This window comes from Sphingomonas sp. C3-2 (assembly GCF_033025475.1).
Taxonomy (GTDB): domain Bacteria; phylum Pseudomonadota; class Alphaproteobacteria; order Sphingomonadales; family Sphingomonadaceae; genus Sphingobium_A.
Map to the genome: position 1 here is coordinate 1,044,479 of NZ_CP130322.1, position 23,194 is coordinate 1,067,672.

Consider the following 23,194-nt stretch of genomic DNA (forward strand, 5'->3'; position numbering starts at 1 on the left):
GAACCTCACATCATGTCGGGAATGGCGGGCTGGCGGCGTTCGAGCATATCCTCATAGCGCTTGCGCACAGCAGCCTTGGTCTGATCGGTCAGCGGCAGGATGTAGAACTCGTCACGGAGAAGCGACTGGAACACCTCCTCGGCGAAATCGGCCGGATTGGTGATGTCGACTTCCCGGCCGAGGAACATCTTCATGACAGCCTGGAACGAGGCGATGTCGTTGATGCCCGTGCCCTCGCGCACGAGCGGATCGTCATAATCGGACTGAAGATTGCGGTGCGACCCGAAGAGCCCGGTATCGACCACATGCGGTCCCGGGAAAAGAAGCGCCGCCTTGATCGGCGATTGCGCCATCTGAAGCTGATAAGCGAGAACTTCCCAAAGCGCGATCAGTGCCGCCTTCGAGGACGAATAAGCCGGCGAGCTTGGCGGAAACACAATGCCAGCACCAGACGAGGTTGCCGCGATCAGCGCTTCGCCACCTTGCGCGATCAGGCGCGGCATAAACGTCAGCACCCCATTGAGCGGACCGAAATAATTGACGTCCATCGCCCAGCGAAATGCCTTTTCCGGGCTTTCCCAGATGGTCGGCCCGCCGCCGCCGCCAACGCCGGCATTGTTGAAGACCATATGGACGGCGCCCCACTCCGCGAATGCCCGGTCGGCCAGCGCCTCAACTTCTTCGCGACGCACGACGTCGGTCTTTTGACCGATCGCCTTGGCACCCGTTGCACGCAGGCCCTCGACAGCAGCGTCAAGCGCTTCCTGCTCGATATCCGCGAGCACCACATTGGCACCTTCGCGCGCCAGACGGTGTGCAAGGGCAAGTCCAACCCCACTCGCGCCCCCCGTGATTACGGCGACCTTATTCCGGAACTCCTTCATCTTCTTCGCCCTCTCCAGCTAAGGCGACCGCCTTTCGCGCCGCCTGTTTTTTACGGGTTTTCTTCACTTCCACGGGGCTGGTCGGACGCGGTGCCGTCCCATTGTCCCAGGGCATCACCTCCCCACGTCGGCGCCCAATGGATTCCACGATCGGCAACAACATTTCCCCAACCAGATCGACCGGCTTGGCATAGGCCTTCTGGCCTTTGCGCATCAGCGGCAGCTGATCGGGTTCGAAATGCGCAAATGCCTGACGCAGCATCCGTGCACTCGATCCACTACGCGCCTCGGCCGCACGATCACGGCAAATCGCAATCGCCGCCCCCAAGGTGATGGCCCCAATGGTACGCCAAACGCCCACCGCCTCGTCGATCGCAAACCCCCGCGCGACAAGAACCTCGACAAAACGCTCGGTCACGGCGAGCTCGCGCTCAATACCGCCACCCCCGTCCATGACCTGAAGAATTAGGTGCGGCTCCGATGCCAGCGCATCCTTCAGGCTGGTCGCGTATTCGATCACATATTCCGACCAGTGCTGTTCGCAATCGCCAGGCAGATCCACCGTTTCCAGCTGCCGCTCAATTGCGAGCCTGAGCAACTCGTCCCGATTTTTCACATATTGGTACAGCGTCGCAATTCCGACACCCAGATGTTCGGCCACCCGCTTCATGCTGAAGCGGTCGAGCCCCAGCGTGACAGCCGCATCAATGACGGCATCCCGCTCGAGACTTCTGGGACGCCCCACCCCGTTCGGCGTTTTCGACAACCAATTCACATTTCGTTCCCGCACCATGACACACCATTTACGAATTTATTTCGGAAATGTGCGTAAGGCGTTTCCCTGCTGCTGTCGAGCCGATATGGGCCCGCGCCGGACAGATAGCCTGATGCGGAGCCAATTTCGGTTCTGATTTCAGCAGCCCAGTTCACATGCCTCCCCAGCTAGCTCACCAAAACATCGTGCCGTTAAAATGCCCTGCTGCGTATTCCAGAGGCACGCCGGCGCCCAACCGACATGCGCTCCATTCCTCGCTCATCCCTTACGCTTACAATTCCTGATTAGCTGCGGCGCGTGCCAGTGAGCGGCGACGTGCCGAACATGCCCGCCTTGACGCCGCCACTAAGGGTATCACCCGAGACGGTCGCGGTTGCTTCGAGCGTCATCTTCATCGGCTGGGTCAGTTGCATCTTCCAGCTGACCGTATCGCCCACGATCTTGCCCTCGAGCAGTTCCATGGTGCCCATCTGGCCTTCGCTGGTGCCGGTGAAGCTGTCACCGTTCGACTGGAAATGGATGATCGAGGTCTGCTCGCCAACCGGCGTCTTGGTCATGCATTCCCAGCTTCCGTCAATTGCTGCCACTGCCGCTCTCCTTTTTGATACTCTTTTTCGAATCTATTTCGAAAATTGATATCGAATGTTTGTCGGCTTATTCCACCGCTGTCAATAGCGCGCACGCAAAGAAGCGCGACGGGAATGCCCCGCTGCGTGAAAATTACTGATAGTTGAAAAGCTTATTATGCGGCGTCAGCGCTTCTCGGGAGCGGTGTAGGCGATACCGGATGTCAGCATTTCGGTCAGTTGCGCTGCGATATTTTCGAAAGCTATCCCTGCGCCGGATGCCAGCGCATTCCAGGCCAGATGCTCCATCCCACCGAAGAGAAAGTCTCGCAGCAAGCGAACATCGAGATCGGGCCGAACATCGCCCGCAGCGATGCCATCGCGGACAACGGCGCTCAACAACTCAGTATAGCGCCGCATAAGCCCATGTATCGGCGAGCCACGATAGTCGCTCGCATCGCGCTGTTCCCGGATGAATAGGGCGCACATTTCCGGATCCTGCGCATAAACCTGCAAATTGGTCCGAATAATGGCCTCAAGCTTGGCGCGGAAACCCTCCGCTTCGTCGACCGCGCTTTCCGCCTGCGCGATCAGCCCTTCCAGAAAATCTTCCAGCACCGCAGCGAGCATCGCACGCTTATCGGAAAAATAGCGATAGATGAGCCCGTCAGAGACTTGCGCGGTTTTTGCGATCTCGCTGATCGACGCGGCCGCATAACCCTTGGCCTGGAAAATCACCCGCGCGGCCTCAAGGAGATTTTGATGGCGATCACGTCGGCGGGTTTCGGTCAGTCGCGGCAAGGGGAACAACTCCTCATTTCAGGCTTCACAGCCCGGGGCGAGATCCATATAGTGAATCCCGCCCAGTTTGCATAATCCTATCCTCCTCGCTCATTTCTGCGCCCCGCCCACCTGCAAGCACATGCTTGAAGCCATGCTCATGCGAGCGACAGGGAATGAGTCAGATGACACGAATTAATGTGATTGATCGCAACGGCAGCCCCCACACACTGGAAAGCAATGGGCACGCCACCCTTATGGAAGTGCTCCGTGATGAGGGACTCGGAACCGAAGGCACCTGCGGCGGAATCTGCGCGTGCGGCACGTGTCATGTCTATATTCGGAACACAACCACGCTGCCCGCTGCGGACGAGGATGAACAAGACATGCTCGCAGCGCTTTCCGATGTGGTTGCGGTGACCGATGCCTCCCGCCTGGCGTGCCAGATCCGGTTCGATACGCTCGGCGACAGTCTCGACGTCGAAGTCGCCCCCCAGCTTTGAAACCATACTGACGCCCGCCGCGATGACGCTTCATATCGTCCCATCGACTGCGCTCGCGGAAATGGTCGCGTGCGATCCATGCGGCGAGCGTTTTGGCCCCATGGGGCCCTGTTCTTACCTCGCGGTCGAGGTTCAGGGGCAGATCTCCGCGCATATCGAAGAATGGATGAAGGCCCTGCCCTGCCCGGTCATCGCAATCGGCGGGCCGCCCCGGCAGGCATGGGCAGATCTCGTCCTGACAGTTCGGGACGCGCTTTCTTCGATCGCCCGAAATATCGAACAGGCCCCCTTTGCAGCAATGATCCTTGTCCAGCAATTGCGGCTTGCCGAGCATCTGCCCTTGCCGGATGCGCTGATCTGCGAAAGCCTTGCATATGCCACCGCGCAGCGCAGCCCCGATTTCGAGGCATGGAAACAAAGCGCGCCATCGCTTGCTCCACAGCCGCCCATTGCTGCCCCGCTCAATGTTTCGCGGGATCGCGACAGGCTAAATCTTACGCTCAATATGCCGGACAGGCGCAACGCCATCGATATCGCCATGCGCGATGCTCTGTGCGAAGCGCTCGACCTCGCGATCCTCGACACCTCCATCGAGCGGATAACCCTCAATGCCGCCGGGCGCTGTTTCTCGACCGGTGGCGCGGTCGAGGAATTCGGATCGGTCACCGATCCCGCCACGGCACATGCGATCCGCATGGCGCGGCTCCCGGCGAGGCGCCTCGCAAAGCTCAGAGACCGGCTATGCGTCCACGCGCAGGGGGCAACCATCGGAGCTGGCCTTGAAATGGGCGCCTTTGCGGCCCGCTTCACCTGCAGCGCCGACGCCTGGTTCCAGCTTCCCGAACTGCGCTACGGGCTCATCCCCGGTGCGGGTGGAACGGTCAGCATTTCACGGCGAATCGGCCGCCACCGCACCGCGCTTCTGGCGCTATCGATGCGCCGGATATCCGCAAGCGACGCGCTCGCCTGGGGGCTTGTCGATGCAATCATCCCCGAAATGGAGCCATAAGCGAAGAGATCGACAATTTACATATTGAACATGATTCATTTTAATCTATAATATGACTGTTCGATCTTCCCCCACCTGCCACGGCACGGTGGAAAAGCATTCGACCACGGACTGAGGCGGTCGCCGCCACGGCCGACATAGCCCGACCCAGGTTCGCGATCCGAGAGCGCCCGACCTCGTTTCGCAAATGAACATGCGGTCCGGTGGCCATGTCGCGACCGCCTTTCTTTTGCCCCTGCTGCCCCTTCCTCTGCCCATGCCCCTTGCCACCATGACCAATGGAGCAGGAAATCATGGCGACAGCCGCTAGAGTCAGCGAATATCCTCAGGTCGAACCACCTGAAGAAAATCCATGCCTGATCGTACGCTTTGCAGGCGACAGCGGTGATGGGATGCAACTGACCGGGGGACAGTTCACCCTGTCCACCGCGCTTGCCGGCAATGACCTTGCCACCTTCCCGGATTTTCCAGCCGAGATACGCGCGCCGCAGGGATCGACCTTCGGGGTTTCGGCATTCCAGATCAATTTCGGGTCGACGCGCGTCGATACGGCCGGGGACCAGCCCGACATCCTCGTGGCGATGAACCCGGCGGCGCTGCGCACCAATATCGCGGAACTGAAACCCGGCGGCCTCATCATCGCGGATATGGGCGAATTCACGACGCGCAACCTGACGCGGGCCGGCTATACGGCCTCCCCACTCGACGACGGCAGCCTTGCCGCGTGGCAGGTGCAGACGATCGACATCAGTCAGTTGACACGCGAAGCGGTCAAGCCCTGGGGCTTGAGCAACAAGGATGCCTTGCGCTGCAAGAATATGTGGACGCTTGGTCTTTGCCTGTGGATGTTCGATCGCCCCCGTGACCCCGTCATCGATCGCTTGAAACGCAAATTCGGCGCGGATTCCAAACTTGGCGGAGCCAATATCGCCGCGATCAATGCGGGTCACGCCTTTGGCGAGACGGCCGAACTGAGTGCAGGGTTGCGGCAGCACCACCTGCCCCCCGCGCCGAGCGCGCCGGGGATCTACCGAACCATCACCGGCGCCGAGGCGATATCGCTTGGCCTTGTTGCCGGGGCGCAGATGATCGATCGCCCCTTGTTCTTTGGCGGCTATCCGATCACGCCGGCTTCGGCGATCCTCCACAATCTCGCCCGGCTGCAGGATTTCGACGTCACCACATTCCAGGCCGAAGACGAGATTGCAGCGATTTGCGCGGCGCTTGGGGCATCCTTTGCCGGCAATCTGGGTGTCACCTCCTCATCGGGCCCCGGAATCGCGCTCAAGACCGAGGCACTGGGCCTTGCGGTGATGACCGAGCTTCCGCTCGTCATCATCAATTCGCAGCGTGGCGGGCCGTCGACGGGGCTGCCAACCAAGACCGAACAGTCCGATCTCTATCAGGCCGTCTATGGCCGCAATGGCGATACACCGCTCCCGGTCCTTGCCGTGCGCTCGCCCGGCGACGCCTTTGCGGTCGCGATCGAGGCCTGTCGTATCGCCGTGCAGTTCATGACGCCGGTGATGCTCCTGACCGATGGCTATATCGCCAATGCGTCCGAGCCCTGGCGGATTCCGGATACAGACGCCCTGCAACCGCACCCCACCCCGATTGCTGAAGCGCCCGGGCCAGACGAAAGCATGGTCCTGCCCTATGCGCGTAATGCGCTCAACGTACGACCCTGGATCACGCCGGGCATGCCGGGCCTTGCGCACCGGATCGGCGGGATCGAGAAGCAAAATGGAACGGGCAATCTCGACTATAGCCCGGCAAACCATCAGGCGATGACCGACATTCGCCGCGCCAAGGTCAACGCGGTCGCATGCACAATACCCGATCAGGAGATCGATCAGGGAGCAGCGGGCGGACGGCTGGCATTGGTCGGATGGGGATCAAGCTATGGCCCCATCTCGCAGGCCGTGCGCCGACAGCGCGCGCTGGGGCGTGACGTCAACCATATCCATATCCGCCACCTCTGGCCAATGCCCCAAAATCTGGGCGCACTGCTCAAGAGCTATGACCGGATCATCGTTCCCGAAATGAACACCGGCCAGTTGAAGACGCTGCTCCGGGATCAGTTCCTTGTCGACGCGGCACCGCTCAACAAGGTCTGCGGGCAACCCTTCACGATCCGGGAGATCGAGGCGGCTATCGTCGAAGCCCATGGCTGAGCCGCGCGTCGCGACCTGTTCCCCTTATCGGATGACAGCAAGACCATGACCGAGAAAAAAACTTATGATGCAGCGGATTATGCCAGCGATCAGGAAGTGCGCTGGTGCCCCGGCTGCGGCGACTATGCCATCCTCAAGGCCGTTCAGCGCAGTCTGGCGCAGTTGCAGGCCGATCCCGACCAGACGGTGTTCGTAAGCGGTATCGGCTGCTCGAGCCGGCTACCTTATTATATGTCGACCTATGGTTTCCACACGATTCACGGCCGCGCGCCGGCGGTCGCCACCGGGATCAAGCTCGCCAACCCCGCGCTCGATCTCTGGATCGTGACGGGCGATGGCGACGGGTTGTCGATCGGCGGAAACCACCTGTTTCATATCCTCAGACGCAACGTCGATTGCCAACTGCTCCTGCTCAACAACGAGATTTACGGGCTCACCAAGGGCCAATATTCGCCGACCTCGCGCGTCGGCGCGCGGACGCCCTCGACGCCCTTTGGCTCGCTGGACCGGCCCGCCAACCCATGCAGCTTCGTCCTCGGCGCAGGCGGCCGCTTCATTGCGCGATCGTTCGACACTCATAAGGGCCTGTCCGATCTGCTGGTGCGCGCGCGCCAGAGCACGGGGACATCCTTTGTCGAGATTTATCAGAACTGCATCGTCTATAACGCCGATGCCTTTGCGCCCTTCACCGACAAAGCCACTGCTGCCGAACGCCAGATTTGGCTCGAACATGGGCACCCCATGCTCTTTGCAGACGGCAGCAAGGGGTTGAAGGCTTCCTCAAACGGCCGCGGCCTCGAAATCGTCTCGCTTGCCGACGGAAACTGGCAGGATGCGGGTGTCCTCATCCATGATGAAACCGACCGCATCCTGGCCCAGATGCTCGTCGACATGCCCTTTCCCGATTTCCCGATCGCGCTCGGGATTCTCTACCACGATCCGGCGCCCAGCTTCGACAGCATCGCGGCGCGCAGCGCGCCTCCGCGCCGCGCCGGCACGGCCGAACTCGCGAAGCTGCTAGCCAACGCCCAAACCTGGTCGGTCAACGCCTGATCGCCCAAATCTATCTGCGGAAACAACATCATGACCTATGTCGTTACGGACGCCTGCATCAAATGCAAATATATGGACTGCGTCGAGGTTTGCCCCGTCGACTGCTTCTATGAAGGCGAGAATATGGTGGTAATCGACCCGAGCCAGTGCATCGATTGCGGCGTGTGCGAACCCGAATGCCCCGCCTCCGCCATTCTACCTGACAGTGAACCGGGCCTAGACCAGTGGCTCGCGCTCAACGCCGCCTGGGCCGACAAATGGCCCAATGTAACGGTCAAGCGAGCGCCCGCTGATGATGCGGACAAGTTTCAGGGAGAAACGGGCAAGTTCGAGAAATATTTCTCTCCCGAGCCCGGCAAAGGCGATTGATGCATGTGATACCCAAGTCGGCCCAAAGACGGAGCTTTGCCGCTCGCGCTTTAAGGTGGCCCAGCGGCTTTCTAATTGCTCGCTGGGCCGCCGCCGGGACTTGGCTCAGGCCCCAACTCCCGAAGTTCGCTTGCGACGCGGCCGCTGGGCTGCGCGGACGAGATCAGTTCTTCTTGGCAGAGGGCCCGCGGCTGTGATGCCAGTAGAGCCATGCCAGCCCGAGCGGCGCAATAATGATCGACATGGTCCAGCACATCAGCATCGTGATAATCTTCATGCCCAGCAACAGGAGCGCAGGCACGAAGAAGACGTTCTGCCCGAACAGAAAGCCGACGATGCCTTCCCACACGAAACGCGCATAGGGATAAAGGAGGGTATTCAGACCGAGCCAGGCAATCAGACCGGCCGAAGGCGGGCGTGTGGCCGTTTGAAACCAAAAGACAGCGGCGGCAATCGCGCAACCGAAAACAATTTGCCGGAGATAATATTTCCGATCCAAGCCGCCAAAGGTCTTGCTAATAAATTCTGCCATGCCGCCACCCGCTTTCGTAAGGCGCCCTTAACGAAAATTGCGTATCTCTGCACTGAACAGGATCGGTAAACGTGGGTTAACCCAATACCGCGCATGGCCAAGGCGCGCGGGATAACCCACGCACCCGCAGCGCTTCGCCCCCAAGGCGGAAAGACACTACCCAGCCATTTTAGGAAATCTCGACTATTTAAGTCGTGGCGGTGGGAGAGAGCCTACGGACGAACTCTCTCGTAGCAGCCTATCGTATGGAACTGACGAAGCATCGAATTGCTGCGTAGACCCCATTTGCACACCGGCTCACGATGTGAGGCTTCCGCCTCAGAATGCGGCGGATTGCTTTTCCCGCTGGCTATTTTGAAGATTCCTGAATATTTTACCGCATGGTAACGCGCGGGGTCCAACGAATGCCCGAAGAAATCTTGACCGTCCGTGAGGTTGCCGAGTTCCTAAAGGTAACCGAACGAACGATTTATCGGCTTGCGACGGAGGGGCAGATACCTTCGTTCAAGGTCGGAGGGTCGTGGCGTTTCCAGCGCTCTGACCTCATTCAGTGGATGAATGAGCAGGCAAAGGGGCAAGCTGAACGCGGTGACCAACCGAAGGGGGAGAATGACTGATCATGTTGGGCCTAACGCTTAGAGAAGAATTCCGGAGCAAGCGCCTCAAGGGCACCGCGATCGAGCTCTCGAACGATTCCAATACCGGCGCGACCCAAATCGCTGCGCAGGAATTTCTCAATATCACATACCCCACTCACGATTTGCTCAAGGGTATTGAGGCGGTTGGACCCGGCCAGGGACGCCCAGTGGTTGTTATTGGTGAGCGCGGGCTTGGTAAGTCACACTTGATGGCGGCGCTATTTCACGCGGTGAATGATGCCGCGTCGACTGGCGCTTGGCTAAACTCTTGGGCAACCACACTGGGCGATCCAAAGATTGCCAACATCGCGTTGCGAGACGGGATGCAGGTGATTGGTGAAAGCCTGCACCGCCAACGATACAAGTTTTTGTGGGATCTGCTATTTGATCGCCATCCTCACGGGACTTACATCAAGGGCAAGTGGGAAGGCATGGGTGCGGCGAAGACCGATATCCCTTCCGACAAGCTGATTATGGAGATGCTCGAAGCCGCACCGACGATGCTGCTTCTAGACGAATTTCAGACTTGGTACGACGGCCTCACGAATACCAAGCAATACCCATGGAAAAATTGGGCATTCAATTTCATCCAGATTCTGTCTGAGATTGCCAAAGATCGGCCTGACCTTCTGGTTCTCGTGATCTCCGTCCGCAACGGCGGCAGCGACGCATACCAGCAGGTGCATCGCGTCAACCCGGTTGCGATCGACTTTAAGGCCGGCGGTAATGCCGAGCGGATCCAACAAGACCGCCGCCGAATGCTGCTGCATCGCCTTTTTGACAACCGCTTGCAGATTGCAAATGGGACGATTGAAGCGCTGGTTGCTCAGCATGTCGCAGAATATTTCCGGCTGCAGGACATCCCGCCGTCCGAACAAGACCGCAAGCGCACTGAATTCACCGAGTCATGGCCCTATGCGCCGCACCTCCTGCGACTGCTTGAAGAGCAAGTTCTGATTGCTACCGACGCGCAGGAAACGCGTGACATGATCCGCATTCTGGCGAATTTGTATAAGAGCCGCGGGGAAGCCTCGCCAGTTCTCACGGCCGCGGATTTTCGCCTCGACGACGATGCTTCAGGCATCGGCGCTCTATTGGATTCGGTATCCAATGAGCATCATCGCACGCTACGGGCCAAGGCCCAGCAGAACATCATTTCAGTAACTGAGGCGGTGTCGAACCACGCCACTCTCGCTCCGCATCTTCAAGAGATTGTGGGCGCGTTGTGGCTCCGATCCATCGCGGTCGGCAATTTGGCCGGCGCGGAGCCTGCAACACTGCAGGTCGATATCACGCGCGACAATGCCGTCGATGACAATGCGTTTCAGGTGGAGCTATCGACCATCGTCGAGAACAGCTTTAACATCCACCAAGATGGGCCTCGGCTTGTCTTTCGCGAGGAAGAGAACCCTCGTGCAAAATTGATGGCCTGCGCTCGGAATGACAAACTGTTCACCGACGGGTCCGATCAAGCCCAGCTATCCAAACAAGTGCGCTATGTGATCGGCGGCACGGATGAGGTTGCAAAGCTTTTCCGCGTTATCGCGTTGCCGAAATCTTGGCAGACCGATCCATGGTCCGCTCTCGATGAAACAGAACAACCAGATCGCTGGGATGACCGCCTGCCGATACTGGTGCTGCCTGAAGAACCAGAGAATATCGCTCCCGCCCTCGGCCGTTGGCTCAAGGATCATCTGCAGAAGCGGCGCAACACGATTCGGTTTCTCCTCCCGCGTTCTGGTTCACTCAACGCCTACCAAGATCGCGACCTCTTGATCCTGGCTCGTGCCGAAATGAAGGCGCAGGAATGGAGCGGTCAGAGCCCGGAATACAAAAAGCTCCATACCGAATACCAAAGCGCGCTCCGGGACATGCTCAAGAAGCGCTTTGATCGCTTCGCTGTTCTGCATCGCTGGAATTTTGCGGACCCGAGCCAATGCGTGTTCAGCGTTGAGAGCTTGAAGAAGCAAGGCGCCCAGATTCCCGAGGGCATTGAAGAAGCCTTGGTCAACGATCTGTTCGTGCCCGAAGATTTCGAAGATCTGGTCCTGGAGGCCGCGGCGGATAATTCGGCCGTTGGCAAGCTGCTTCGTGAATTGCAGGAACCCCGGCCTGCGGGTCAGGATTGCATACCTTGGCTCGGTGAGACGGCCATGAAGGAGCGCATCCTTCGTCTGTGCGCAAAGGGCAAGATCGCCATCAATCTGCGCGGCATGGAATATTTGCAAACACAGCCAGGGGAAGATGAGGACACAGCGTGGAAGCGCCTTCGTCCCAAGCTTTCTTACACCGGTCGACAGCTCGATGAGGTGTTCCTCATGGCGCCATCGGCAGTGCCAACAACGGGTGGCAGTACACCCGTTACACCCACCCCAACAGGTGGCGGTGATGCTGGTGGTCTTTTCGGGGGCGCGACAACACCGCAGCCCAATCCATTCGGTGACAGCACCGGTGCCGGCGGCGAGGCACAGCCAACTCCCGGAGGTATCTTCGGCGGCACCCCGGTAGCCCCCGGGGGTAAACCTCGAATTCCTCTCAACAACCCCGCAACCTCACCGCTCAATCTGATCGGCAAGCTTGAAGGCTGGGGTATCGGCCCGGCCACAAAGGTTGCCGAAGTCGCGATAAAAGTGTCGGCGGCCAACGGCGCTCAGCTCAAGGAGCTTCTGAAGAAGCTGCCGGATGGAATGACTTTTGAGATCAGCCTCGAGAAGGAGGACGATTGATGGCGCTAGATGCAGCGGTTCTCGAGAGCTTGGCCAAAGGCTCCGACAAAGATGCGTGGCGCGTCATCATCGATAGGACGGTCGAGATCGCCTCAAAGCCATTGGCGGCTGGGAACGCACCAAGCGAGGTGATCAAGCGCGACCGGGAGATCGGGGTGCTCGATCACTTTCTGTCATCCAGCGCTTGGGATCTTTGGCAAAGCTTCGGTTCCACCGTTGAACGCAATTCGGATCGTCTCGCCCGCTGGTGGTTGGAACCGTACAGCGCCAAAGCTGTGCTCATCTTGGACGGCCTTTCGCTGCGTGAGCTGCCCTGGTTGCTACAAGGCGCCAAAGAGCGAGGTTTCACGCTGCACGAGGTTTCCGCAAATGCCTCCGAGCTGCCCGGCGAAACCAATGAATTCGCGAAGGCCCTTGGCTTCGGCAGCCGGAGCCAGCTGCAAAACAACGGCGGCGGCATGGCGCATAAGCTCCAACCGGCCGTCACCGAGTGCGTTGATATGCCCTGGAAAGACTGTGAAGGCCTGATCAACGGTTCGAAGAACTGGGTTTTCTGGCACCATTGGCCCGACAGTAAGGTCCACGATGGTGCTGTCGCCGGCCAGGGGCTTGATACCTTGATCCGTGACGCCGCCGATCAACTCAACAGCGACGATTTCTGGGCATTCGTTGAACGTCTGGCCACAGGTCGTCGGTTGGTCATCACGTCTGACCATGGTTATGCCGCGACCGGCTACTTCCCGGATGCGGACGGCGAAGTCGGTCAATTTTTGAAGTCGACGTTTGCCAGCAGGCGGAGTTCAAAGGGAAGCGGCGAAACCGGTCCCTTTGTTCCTCCAGTCGCTCTTCAGATCCACAGCCCACACGGCGAACATCGCCTGGCAGTGGGCCGCTGGAAGTGGAAGAGCCAGGGCGGCTACCCGACATTGACGCATGGCGGCCTCTCACTGCTTGAGGTTCTTTCGCCGTTCGTCGAGATTACAAAGTAAGGACTGCGCCCCATGGCATCGAAAAAAGAATTGTTGGCGCAGGACGTCGCGAAGGCCGTCGGCGCAGGTAAGGCTGTCGCGCTCGAAACCGTTGATTTTAACGACCCCAATCGTCCGAAAACCTGCCTAGAAGTCGACTTCCCGATTCTGCCGGTCAATCAGGTAGCGATCATTGAAGGAAACGCGGGTAAGCCGATCTACCAGATGTCCAAATGGTGGGCCCGGCGCCGTTCCAGCGTGTTTCGCTCGATGCTGATTGCGGCCGCCACAAGGGCTCCTGAGGACAAGTCACACGCTGCAAAGCTGGTGTGGGACAACTATTATGCCAATCACCAGAAGAAAGGCGCGTTCAAAAACCTGAAGGTAGCAGACATCTTCATGGGGGGCGGCACCACGCTAGTCGAAGGCTCGCGCCTTGGCATGCAAATGGTGGGCAACGACCTCAACCCTGTAGCTTGGTTTGTGGTGAAGCAAGAACTTTCCGGCGTCGACCTGGAAAAGGTTAAGCGACTGCTTTCCGACATCGAGGCCGAGGTTAAGCCACAGATAATGCCGTATTATTACTGCGACGGGCCAAATGGCGAGAAGGGGAAATGGACCCATCTTCCATCCAGGCGGGTGATGCCAGCTGATTTTGATCCGCTATCGCTGACGATAGAGCAGAGGCCAGAATATAGCTATGAAGGTCCCGAGGTGATTTACACCTTCTGGGCCAAACACGGACCATGCCAGGTGACTGGATGTGGTCATCGTACTCCCATAATGACCAGCCCAGTCATGGCCATTAAGTCCATCAGCGTAAAGCACTGGGAGCATACCTGCCGCAAATGCGGCGCCGAATTCCACGTAGAGGAAGAGGCCGCCCGAATGGCGCCGGACATGCCGCTGTATGTTGCGCCATCCGAAATCTCTCATTCCACTCTTGATCGAAAAAAGGGCGTTATCTGCCCCGATTGCGGTCACACGGAGTTGGTGAACCTCGGAAAGGGAACAAATAAGAAAGTCGAATTAAGTCTTCTTGTACATCCACAATGGCTGGCTGGATGTTCCAAGCAAGATAGCAATGGCCTGCTATTCGGTGGCACAGCTCAGGACGATGCTACTTCTTCCGCAAGATGGGACCAAGAGCGAGCATCAACCATCAGACTTCTTGAGGTGCGCGGAAAGTTGCCTGATGAGGTTACATGTCCAGAGACTCATGTGACCTTCAAAACCGATGCGGGAACGGTACCTAAGAAGTCAAATTATGCCTGCAGCGCGTGCGGCACGGTTCAGGATGTTCTTGGAACTGTAAAGGCCAGTGGCAAGAGCGGCGCTATGGCGGCATACGCAGTGCAGGCCTATTCACCTAAGCGCTATCAATCGGGCGCACCATATGGCGGTCGTTATTTTACTGCCTTCGATTCCAACTATGCAAAGCAGTACGACGCCGCATTCTCTGAATGGGAGATGCGCAAGGATACCGATCTAGCCGAATATTGGCCAAGATCTGAGCTTCCCTACGGATTTATGACTCATCATCTTCAAGGTGGGGTCCCTAATCATGGCTTCACACACTGGTGGACGATGTACAATCCGAGGCAGATGCTAGTGCACACGCAGCTGCTGAAGGCTATTGTTAACGTTGGAGATTATGATTGGGCAACACGAGAATACGTTCTTGGCGCCTTTCAGAATTTTCTGCGCAATCAAAACTCACTGTCGTTTTGGCATATGAAGCATGACAAGCTTGCTCCAGCCATGTCGAATAGCAATTTTCATCCAAAGAATAATGTAATCGAAGTCGGCGTATTTCCGCCTATGGGATATGGACCGTGGTCATCCACAGTTGAAGTTCTATTCAAAGGTGGAGAATGGGCAGCGTCCCCATGGGAAGCTGTAAGTTTAGAACAGCTCAAGCGCCAATCACCCGAGATTGCAAAACAAATAACAGGCAAAAGCGAAAAGGTGTTCCCCGGCGACGCCCTTTTGGGTGCAGAAACCTTCTGCGGATCATCGACCGACTTGGATAAATTAGATGACAGTAGCATCGACTTGGTTATCACAGACCCCCCATTTGGAGGACTTCTGCATTATTCTGAGTTATCTGATTTCTTTTACGTCTGGCTTCGCCTCGTACTAAAAGACAGATACCCGGATTACTTCAGTGCTGAATATACGCCAAAGTCTCTCGAGGCTGTGGCAAATCGTGCACGAGAGCCGGAGGACCCGGATGGTTTTTACAAGCGGTTGCTCACCCAATGTTGGCATGAAGCACATCGCATCCTGAAGCCAGGTGGGATTTTGGCGTTCACCTTTCATCACAGCGAGGACGAACCGTGGGTTGCCGTACTCGAGTCCCTTTTCGACGCAGGCTACTATCTTGAAGCGACCTACCCGATCCGTTCTGACGAAACCAAGGGCGACGGTGAGTTCGGCTCCAAGACCATTGAGTACGACATTATCCACGTCTGCCGCAAACGCACCGAGGAACCGACCCCTGTGAGCTGGGGGCGCATGCGGCGCGAAGTCATGGCCGACGTGCGTCAATTGCAGGCAATGCTGGAAAATCACGCCAAGGAAGGTCTGCCAGCCGCAGACATCCAGGTGATCCGGCGCGGCAAGGCGCTCGAGTATTTCTCCCGTCACTATGGCAAGGTTTATGTCGACGAAGGAAGGCCGATCACCGTTAAGGACGCACTCGTCGGCATCAACCAGCTCATCGATGAGGACGCGGACAAGGGCAAGGAACCACCGCCGGTCAACGCGGAGCCGATCACGCGCCAGTTCCTACGCACGTTCGGCACCGCCACCGAGATGAAACGAGATCAGCTCCAGAAGTTCCTCAAAGGCTCAATCACGACGCCTGACGAATTCGAACAACGTGGCTGGTGCTCGGAAAAGAGTAAGGTTTTCACCCGCGTCGACCCGCTCGACTTTGCCCGTGATTGGTCCGGCAAACACAAGCGCCGGCTGACATCAGACCTAGATCAAGCGTTGGTGCTGATTGGGTCCTGCTTCGATGGCAGCGGCATCAACGCGTCCGACACATTGAAAAACGAAAACTTCAAACCCCACGTGGCGCTGAAACCGCTTTTGGAATGGCTGCAACGGAATGGTCCGGACCAAGCCAGCCGCAATGCAGCATCGCGAGCGGTGACGATCTACAATTCCTGGGCTGCGTCCCAGGCGACCAAGCCCCAGCAGGGCTCGTTGTTCGAGGAGTATGATCTATGAAGCATACACTCGATACCGTCTGGCAACGGCGCGGCACCAGCTGGATCTGGGATGAAGAAGCCCGCAATCAGGTTTGTGTGGCTAACGAGGTTTGGAGCCTGCGTCAGTTCCTACAGTCGGCAAGTAGCTGGCCGGAAGACCTACCCAGCAACCAGAACAACACCCTGGTCGTTGCAGGATTGGAAGGTAGCCTTGATCTGTTGGCACCTGGTGATGCCGAGGCATGGTTGGGTGAAACAGTCAAAGACGCTATTCTCTCATTCCAGGCACACTATGAGAGTGAGGCCGCGCTGATCTTTTGGCTGCCTTCAGGCCATGGGCGCATCAAGTTTCACCCAGCAACAGATTCCGTCGAATGGCGCTGCGCTGCACCCCATACCGATAGCCTATTGGCCTTCGGTCGTATTCTGTGGGGTGAAGCCAACGAGTACCCGCAGGAAATCCTGCTGCGTGAAGGCGCCAAGCCCGCAGGCCTCTTCCATCTGCGAATTACCTGAGGCCGACGCGTGGTTTCATCACCCCAGTTGCAGCCCGGCGAACGGATTACGCATCCAGAATTTGGCCAAGGCGTCGTCCTTGACCCGGCTCGTGACGGCTACCTCCGCGCGTTCTTCAGCGTCGGCGAACGCCGCGTGCCGGTCGCTGCGGTACGGCTCGAGCTCTCCCGCACCGAGCGTATTCTTCGGTCGGTTGAAGGCACCGAGGATCGGGCGCGCAAAGCTTGGCTCTCCTACGAGGCGCACGTCCTACCGCTGATGGAAAGCGCATCGGCGCTGACGTCGGCCCGCATCGACCTTTTGCCGCACCAGGTGGTCCTTACACACCGGATTGCGACGGCTTCACCCCGCAGGTTTCTGATCGCTGACGAGGTCGGTCTGGGCAAAACGATCGAGACGGCGCTGGTCCTCAGAGAACTTGCCAGTCGGGGAGAACTCAACCGCGCGCTAATGGTGGTGCCGGCCGGATTGGTGAACAATTGGCATCGTGAGCTCAACGAGATCTTCAATCTCGACTTTGAGGTTTTCGGGTCTGAGGGCGACATCACCGACCGCAAGACCAACGCATTCGCCAAGCACGACCTGCTGATTGCCAGCATCGACACATTGAAGCGACCGAACCGAATCAAGCGCCTTCTGGAAGCCCCGCGTTGGGATCTAGTGGTCTTCGACGAAGCCCACCACCTGACGGCCTATCGAACAGGCGGCAAGGTTCGAAAGACAGAGAATTACAAACTGGCAGAGGCATTGAGGGGTCACACTCGGGACCTCCTTCTCCTGTCCGCGACGCCGCATCAGGGCAACCACTTCCAGTTCTGGATGCTCATCCAGCTGCTCAATCCGACTCTGTTTGGCGGTCCAGAGGAGATGGTCGAGCATAGGCACCGGCTGAATACAGTGATGTACCGCCGGACCAAGGCGGACGCCTGCAAGCCCGACGGTGAACCGCTGTTCGCCAGGCGCTGGGTCCACACCGAGTCTTTCCTGATGCAGGAAGAGGAGCGCCGCTTTTACGAGAAGTTGCGGGAATATCTGGAGGACGGATTCGATCTGGCCAAGCGCAAGGGAAGCCAAGGGCGAGCCCTGGGCTTCTTGATGGCGATTTTCCAGAAAATCGCTGCTTCGAGCTTCGCCGCCGTTCGTCGGACTCTGAAGCGACGTTTGCTGATGCTGACGCTCAAGGAAGCCCTTCTCCGGGACCGCGAGCTTGATATCGAAGGTCGCGAGCGCCTTTACGATGAGGCCCGCGAACTGATCCATCTTGAGTGGAACCTCGGCCGCGACCCAATTGGGCGCAGCGAGGTCGATCGGGTGATGGCCGACCTCAAGTACCGGCTGGCAAGAAAACTCGACGACGACGCCTTAGAAATGGCTTCTGATCCTTATGGCAGCGAGTTCGCCGCGTCGCACGTCGAGGATATAGCCTCGTCCGTCGTGGATCTTCACCTGCCGGAAGAGCGGCTGCGCATCGGCGACCTCCTCGAATCGTTCCCGCAACCACGCGAGACGAAGGTCCAGAAACTGCTGGATGGATTAGGAACGTTGTGGCGCCAGAATCCTGGCGAGAAGGTCGTCATCTTTGCGACCTACCTAGGTACCGTCGACTTGATCGCCCGTGAGATCGAGCAGGCCTATCCGGGCCAAGGTGTCGTTGTGCTTCGCGGTGGCGATCACGGCGCCAAGACAGCGGCTGAGCGCCGCTTCCGTATGAAAGACGGACCGCGTGTTCTGGTCTGCACCGCCGCCGGGCGTGAAGGGATAAATCTCCAATTTGCCCGTATCCTGTTCAATTTCGATCTGCCCTGGAACCCGATGGATATGGAGCAGCGGATCGGGCGCATCCATCGCTACGGCCAAGCACATACTGCGCAGGTCTATAATCTGGTTCTTTCTGACACGATCGAGGGGCGGATATTCCTGCTCCTGGACGACAAGCTCACCGAGATCGCCAGAACATTGGGCAAGGTCGATGATCAGGGCAATGTCGCCGAGGATCTAAGAGCTCAGATTTTGGGGCAGCTGTCCGAACGATTGAACTACGACCGTGTCTATCAGGAGGCCCTGTCCGACCCTAGCTTGCAGCGAACAACCGTCGAGCTCGAGGCAGCACTATCAAATGCCCGAGAGGCTCGGGAGGTAGTATTTGATCTGTTCCAGGACCTCGATGGATTCAGCCTCGACGAATATCAGCCATTTTCCGACGTATCGTCCGGCATGGGGCGGATCGTGCAGTTCATGTCGTCCTCCCTTCCAGACAAACACCAGCGGCTCACGAAGGTGGATGAACAGACATACGATCTCACGGCCGCTGATGGGTTACGCAAGGCGCGTTTCACACTCGATCGTGATGTCGCCACGAGCCAGGAAGGCATCGAATTGCTCGGTTTGGACCACCCGTTGGTTCAGGAAGAGCTGGGCCGCTGGAGGGGTCTGGCGCCAGAGCAACTGGGCCTTTCCGTATCCAGCAACGACATCGGCCCGACACTCTTATCGTTCTGGATTGTAGATTCGGCTGTCGCGAATGGGGAGAGGCGGACCACGATCCAGACCATTGCAGTGCAACCAGACGGCACACGGATGCCCGCTGTCGAAAGGCAGTCGGGCCAGTATTTAAACGCACCGGTCGCTAACCCCTTCCTGACGGCCGAGGAAAGGCTGGAGCTCTTCGGGAATGTGGTCGAGCCGACCCTCCAGCGCGAGCTCAAGCACAAGGGATTGGCCACAGGCGATGGCAGCTATTCGGCAGAGCTGATCGGCTATGTGGAAATTTTCGGCGGGTAGTTCCGGCGCAGCTGAATACCGACTTTGGCCACTTTACTTAATCCGCGCCTTGGCCGTCTTCCTGAACACCACGCTGCCGATACCGGTCAGCGCGAGTACGACGGTCAGGACGTCGGCCTGGGTCAGCCCTTCGGGCAGGATACCAAGCGCCGCAGCTACGCCCCAAAGGCTGCCGATGACACCGGTCCAGATGGCCTTGGATGCCCACCAGGGTTTCAGTTCTTCCATGTCGTTTCTCCATAAAAAAGCCCGCTGGCATAGCGGGCGGCCGGGTTGATGATTGGGGGTGGCGATTCAAGCCTCGTTAGTGGACAGCACGCCGTTGGCCGCGAGCTGGACCGGCTTCGCGCTTGCAGGCGCCTTGCGGTAGGTAGGCCGGCGAATGGCGATGCAGCGGTCCCGGGCGATCCGGGTAATGGTTACGCCGTCAGACTGGTTGCCGCCCATCACGTGGAAGGCGCCGTAGTCTTCGCCGACGTAGAGCCCGACGTGGCCGGATCCCTGCGCACGGCGGAACACGAGGATGTCACCCAATTGAGCCCGGTCGGCTGGTATCCCGAACTTCGCCCAGTTGCGCGCCCAGAGCGGGCCTTCCACCACTGGCCTGCCCGCACGTTTGGCAACTACAGCCATGAACAACCCGCACCACGGGATGGCATCGTCGTTGTAGACTTTGGCGAGGCCCGTTTCCTTTGCCCAGCCGAGGATTGCGGGATTGTCAGCGGGTCCGGGCGCCTCGAAGGTGCCGTAGAGCTTGCGGGCCTCCTCCAGCATCCTGGGCAGCGGACGCAGGTCATCAATCCAGCTATAGGCCGGTGGCAGCGGTTTCATGGATGTCTCCCGGGAAGTTAGCGGCCGGACAGGCCTTGGATGGTGGCGTAGAGGACGGCGAGCGCGGTCGCGAAGGTCGACAGCCACTTCACGAACCGGACCATGCCGGTCGCCGTGTTCCAGGCCTCGAGCAGGTCCTTCAGCTCCTTGCGGACGGCTTTGAGGTCCTCCTGCATGGCCTCGAGATCAGCGCGGATCAGGGCAATCTCCACGGCGGAATCGCGATCAGGATTGTCCACCATCAGCGCGGCCTCCCGATGATGGTGATGTCGCCCGAGGTGGCATCGAGGGTATGTCCGGCCGGCAGATCGAAGTCTGTCTGCCGTTGGCGGGTGCCAGTCGCATAATGGGCAAACAGTGCCTCGCGATCGAGCACGGCTGGCCCGGTCAACACCTCGAAGTGGTACTGCACGCCCGGCGTCCGCTGGAACTTCTGAACCACGCAGCACAGCGTGAAATCGTCGTGGAAGCGCCGGGTGAACTCACCCGCCGGAAGGTAGCCGCCACCGTTCTCGACATTGTGGAATCCGGGCGTCCAACGCTGGGTTATGGGCCCCTTGGGCCCTTCGAACACGTAATCGGCCCACCCATTTATGCAGACAGATACATGCTCGCACAGGGTCCATTCGACACCGGCATCGTACATCTCGGCGATGGTGGGGTTCAGCTTCGGGGCCACGAACTCCAGCATCGGCCAGAGCCGCCAGGAGTTGGCAGCCCGGCGGAAGGTGAACCCGTTCTTGAATACCCCGTAGTTGATGTCGAGGTCGTCGTTGATCGGGATCACCTCGTCGGTGACCGTGGGCCGGCGATCTGCCTGCATCTCTTTTCCCCTTAGCTGACCGTCACAGAGACGACTTCGCGCACGACGTGGGTGCCCGACTGGCCGCCCGAGGTGCCGATCGCGGCGCCACCCTGCGTGGCGGAAATGTTGAACGTGTCGGTCGCGGCGTTGATGACGAAGTAGGTGGTGTTGGCGAGGATCCCGGTCGGCAGCGCGCCGCTAGTCGTGAACTGGACCCGTTTGCCGTTGGCGAGCCCGTGCCCTGTCGCGGTCACCGTCGCCGGGCTGGCGATGGTGATTGTCGCGGCGCGTGGCAGCATGCTGGCAAATAGGTTGCCGCTCAGCGCGCCGAACGCCTGGTAGGACGTGATCGGGTTCTTGTAGCCGTAGCGGGTGCCGGAACCGGAACCGGTAAAGCTGATCGCCGCGCCGCCCGGGGTGGCTGCGATCTTGAATGCGCTGGAGCTCACCACCGACTGCACGAAGTAGATGGTGAATGCCGTGATCCCGGTGGGCATGCCGCCGGTGCAATAGAACTGGACCGGATCGCCAACGGCCAGACCGTGCGAAGTCCAGTTGATGTTGTTGGTCGGCGAAGGGCTGAAGGTGATCCCGGTGACGTTGGTGAGCCAGGAGACCGAGCCCGTGCCCAGCGTGAACTGAGTCCCGTTGATCCGCAGGCGCTGCGGGGCCGGCGTCGCATTGTAGCCGTCGATGCCGATGAGCGTGGTCGAGGTGCCGGCGTAGAAGTCGTAGCTGTGAACCAGCGCGCGGATGGCGCGGCCCTGCCAGGTGGTGGGCGCGAAGTTCCCACCGGACAGGTTGGAGAAGTAGCCACCATCGGCGCCGTACTGCTCGACCGCGCTGTATTTGTCGGCCCACTGGTAATAGTTGACCGGCAGCGCGACCTGCTGCCCGCCGCTGCCAGCGCCCAGCAGGGTCATGAGCACGCCGGCCATCAGTTGAGACCCGCCCCAGTGATGACCCAGGTCGTCGCCGCGACCTTGACCAGGGTCGCCAGACCGTAGCCATCGAGCGTGCGGCTGCCGGTATTAGCCGTGCCGGCCTGGCGCAGCGTGTCGGTGGTGATCGAGATCGTCTGGGCCGCGGCGCTGTCATTGTAGATGACGATGGTCGCTCCGATCGGAAACGCGACCGAGGCATTGGCCGGGATGACGATCCCGCCGGTGGTGATGCTGATGTGCTTGCCATTGTCGGTCAGCGCCAGGGTGTAGGCAGCGGTCCTGCTGTTCTGGGGCACGCCCCGGAAGCCGACGCTGCCGGTCGCAATCGCGCCGCTATCGCTGACGGTCGAGGCCGCATTGAAGGTGCCGCCATTGATTGCCGGGCTGGTCAGCGTCTTGTTGGTGAGGGTCTGCGTATCGGTCGTACCGACCACTACGCCAGAAGGCACGGCTTTGCCGGCCCAGGAGGTCAGCGTCACATTATACGCCTGGACGTCGGCACCGATGGCAAGGCCAAGGTTGGTGCGCGCCGTCGCCGCATCCGGGGCGCCGGTACCGCCATTAGCGATGCCGATGGAGCCGGTAAGCTTGGCGGCAGAGAGCGAGGTGATCCACGCAGGATCGGCATAGCTGCCGGTGGCCAGCAGTGCATTCGACCCTTGCGAAGGCGCGGCCAGCGCCACCGTCCAGGCTGCGATCGTGCCGCTGCCGCCCGTCATGCCGACATTGACTACCAGCGCACCAGTGCCGCTGGTGTACGCCGTGATCTGGCCGTGCATCCAGTTGGCTGGCGATGCCGTGCTGGTGATGGTCACCCACTGGCCGACGACAAAGGCCTTGCCGGTCTGGACCGTCAGCGACTTCGAGCCGGTACCGATGGCAAGGCTGGTCGTGCTGGTGGCATTGGTGCCGGGCGCGTTGATAGCGGTGGCAGCACTGGCAGCGGCGCTCGCGGCATAGCCATTGGTCTCGGTGGCCAGCGCATTGGCCTGGGTGACGAACGTCGGCAGCGCCCCCAGAAAGGCTTCGGCGCGCACGTTGAAGTTCGCCGCATCCGTCCGGGACGGCGGCGTCGGCAGATCTGTGATGGGCATGGGAGCTCCCTCGGGAGGGTTTAGGCCA

Annotated in this window: 22 protein-coding genes; 11 read left to right on the top strand and 11 right to left on the bottom strand. The window is 59.4% G+C overall.

Annotated elements, in window-relative coordinates:
* Positions 1–5: 5 nt before the first annotated feature.
* From QYC26_RS04950 to QYC26_RS04965, 4 genes are all read right to left on the bottom strand, one after another.
* Positions 6–884, bottom strand: coding sequence for an SDR family NAD(P)-dependent oxidoreductase (locus QYC26_RS04950; protein WP_317514288.1), 879 nt, complete (start codon positions 882–884; stop codon positions 6–8).
* Positions 865–1,659, bottom strand: coding sequence for a TetR/AcrR family transcriptional regulator (locus QYC26_RS04955; protein ID WP_317514289.1), 795 nt, complete (start codon positions 1,657–1,659; stop codon positions 865–867). The genes QYC26_RS04950 and QYC26_RS04955 overlap by 20 nt, the downstream gene beginning before the upstream one ends.
* 284 nt (positions 1,660–1,943) lie before the next feature.
* Positions 1,944–2,246, bottom strand: a complete 303-nt coding sequence (locus QYC26_RS04960) for a hypothetical protein (RefSeq protein WP_317514290.1) — start codon at positions 2,244–2,246, stop codon at positions 1,944–1,946.
* 165 nt (positions 2,247–2,411) lie between these two features.
* The gene (locus tag QYC26_RS04965; protein ID WP_317514291.1) at positions 2,412–3,035 is read right to left on the bottom strand and encodes a TetR/AcrR family transcriptional regulator; all 624 of its coding nucleotides are present in this window, start codon (positions 3,033–3,035) and stop codon (positions 2,412–2,414) included.
* A gap of 146 nt (positions 3,036–3,181) precedes the next feature.
* On the opposite strand from QYC26_RS04965, the gene QYC26_RS04970 reads away from it, so the two are divergent.
* From QYC26_RS04970 to fdxA, 5 genes are all read left to right on the top strand, one after another.
* Positions 3,182–3,508 carry a 2Fe-2S iron-sulfur cluster-binding protein gene (locus QYC26_RS04970; protein ID WP_317514292.1) on the top strand — a complete coding sequence of 109 codons (327 nt, stop codon included), beginning with the start codon at positions 3,182–3,184 and terminating at the stop codon, positions 3,506–3,508.
* Between the two features lie 22 nt (positions 3,509–3,530).
* Positions 3,531–4,517 carry an enoyl-CoA hydratase/isomerase family protein gene (locus tag QYC26_RS04975; RefSeq protein WP_317514293.1) on the top strand — a complete coding sequence of 329 codons (987 nt, stop codon included), beginning with the start codon at positions 3,531–3,533 and terminating at the stop codon, positions 4,515–4,517.
* Positions 4,518–4,810: 293 nt separating this feature from the next.
* Positions 4,811–6,691: a 2-oxoacid:acceptor oxidoreductase subunit alpha gene (locus QYC26_RS04980; RefSeq protein ID WP_317514294.1), complete on the top strand. Its 1,881-nt coding sequence runs from the start codon at positions 4,811–4,813 to the stop codon at positions 6,689–6,691.
* 45 nt (positions 6,692–6,736) lie between these two features.
* Positions 6,737–7,744, top strand: coding sequence for a 2-oxoacid:ferredoxin oxidoreductase subunit beta (locus QYC26_RS04985; protein WP_317514295.1), 1,008 nt, complete (start codon positions 6,737–6,739; stop codon positions 7,742–7,744).
* 30 nt (positions 7,745–7,774) lie between these two features.
* The gene (gene fdxA / locus QYC26_RS04990) at positions 7,775–8,113 is read left to right on the top strand and encodes a ferredoxin FdxA (protein ID WP_317514296.1); all 339 of its coding nucleotides are present in this window, start codon (positions 7,775–7,777) and stop codon (positions 8,111–8,113) included.
* A 163-nt stretch (positions 8,114–8,276) separates the two neighbouring features.
* Here the strand turns inward: fdxA and QYC26_RS04995 are convergent, their stop codons facing one another.
* Positions 8,277–8,645: a hypothetical protein gene (locus tag QYC26_RS04995; RefSeq protein ID WP_317514297.1), complete on the bottom strand. Its 369-nt coding sequence runs from the start codon at positions 8,643–8,645 to the stop codon at positions 8,277–8,279.
* Between the two features lie 404 nt (positions 8,646–9,049).
* On the opposite strand from QYC26_RS04995, the gene QYC26_RS05000 reads away from it, so the two are divergent.
* From QYC26_RS05000 to QYC26_RS05025, 6 genes are read left to right on the top strand one after another with little or no spacing between them, the layout of a single operon-like run.
* A complete protein-coding gene (locus tag QYC26_RS05000) occupies positions 9,050–9,262 on the top strand; it encodes a helix-turn-helix domain-containing protein (protein WP_317514298.1) in 213 nt (70 codons plus the stop codon).
* Positions 9,263–9,264: 2 nt separating this feature from the next.
* Positions 9,265–12,009, top strand: coding sequence for a DUF499 domain-containing protein (locus QYC26_RS05005; protein ID WP_317514299.1), 2,745 nt, complete (start codon positions 9,265–9,267; stop codon positions 12,007–12,009).
* Complete coding sequence (locus QYC26_RS05010) at positions 12,009–12,998, top strand: hypothetical protein (protein WP_317514300.1); 990 nt, start codon at positions 12,009–12,011, stop codon at positions 12,996–12,998. Before QYC26_RS05005 ends, QYC26_RS05010 begins: the two co-directional genes overlap by 1 nt.
* A 12-nt stretch (positions 12,999–13,010) precedes the next feature.
* Positions 13,011–16,214 carry a hypothetical protein gene (locus QYC26_RS05015; RefSeq protein WP_317514301.1) on the top strand — a complete coding sequence of 1,068 codons (3,204 nt, stop codon included), beginning with the start codon at positions 13,011–13,013 and terminating at the stop codon, positions 16,212–16,214.
* Complete coding sequence (locus QYC26_RS05020) at positions 16,211–16,711, top strand: hypothetical protein (RefSeq protein WP_317514302.1); 501 nt, start codon at positions 16,211–16,213, stop codon at positions 16,709–16,711. The genes QYC26_RS05015 and QYC26_RS05020 overlap by 4 nt, the downstream gene beginning before the upstream one ends.
* Positions 16,712–16,720: 9 nt before the next feature.
* Positions 16,721–19,492: a DEAD/DEAH box helicase gene (locus QYC26_RS05025; RefSeq protein WP_317514303.1), complete on the top strand. Its 2,772-nt coding sequence runs from the start codon at positions 16,721–16,723 to the stop codon at positions 19,490–19,492.
* A 33-nt stretch (positions 19,493–19,525) separates the two neighbouring features.
* Here QYC26_RS05025 and QYC26_RS05030 read toward each other — a convergent pair whose 3' ends face one another.
* From QYC26_RS05030 to QYC26_RS05055, 6 genes are all read right to left on the bottom strand, one after another.
* Positions 19,526–19,720, bottom strand: coding sequence for a hypothetical protein (locus tag QYC26_RS05030; RefSeq protein ID WP_317514304.1), 195 nt, complete (start codon positions 19,718–19,720; stop codon positions 19,526–19,528).
* A 66-nt stretch (positions 19,721–19,786) separates the two neighbouring features.
* Positions 19,787–20,323 carry a TIGR02594 family protein gene (locus QYC26_RS05035; protein ID WP_317514305.1) on the bottom strand — a complete coding sequence of 179 codons (537 nt, stop codon included), beginning with the start codon at positions 20,321–20,323 and terminating at the stop codon, positions 19,787–19,789.
* 17 nt (positions 20,324–20,340) lie between these two features.
* Positions 20,341–20,565 (bottom strand): hypothetical protein, encoded by a 225-nt coding sequence (locus QYC26_RS05040; RefSeq protein WP_317514306.1) that lies wholly within the window; start codon positions 20,563–20,565, stop codon positions 20,341–20,343.
* Positions 20,565–21,146 carry a hypothetical protein gene (locus QYC26_RS05045; protein WP_317514307.1) on the bottom strand — a complete coding sequence of 194 codons (582 nt, stop codon included), beginning with the start codon at positions 21,144–21,146 and terminating at the stop codon, positions 20,565–20,567. Before QYC26_RS05045 ends, QYC26_RS05040 begins: the two co-directional genes overlap by 1 nt.
* Positions 21,147–21,157: 11 nt before the next feature.
* Positions 21,158–22,066 carry a hypothetical protein gene (locus QYC26_RS05050; protein WP_317514308.1) on the bottom strand — a complete coding sequence of 303 codons (909 nt, stop codon included), beginning with the start codon at positions 22,064–22,066 and terminating at the stop codon, positions 21,158–21,160.
* Entirely contained in the window at positions 22,066–23,166 is a 1,101-nt protein-coding gene (locus QYC26_RS05055) for a hypothetical protein (RefSeq protein WP_317514309.1), read from the bottom strand. The genes QYC26_RS05050 and QYC26_RS05055 overlap by 1 nt, the downstream gene beginning before the upstream one ends.
* Positions 23,167–23,194 lie beyond the last annotated feature (28 nt).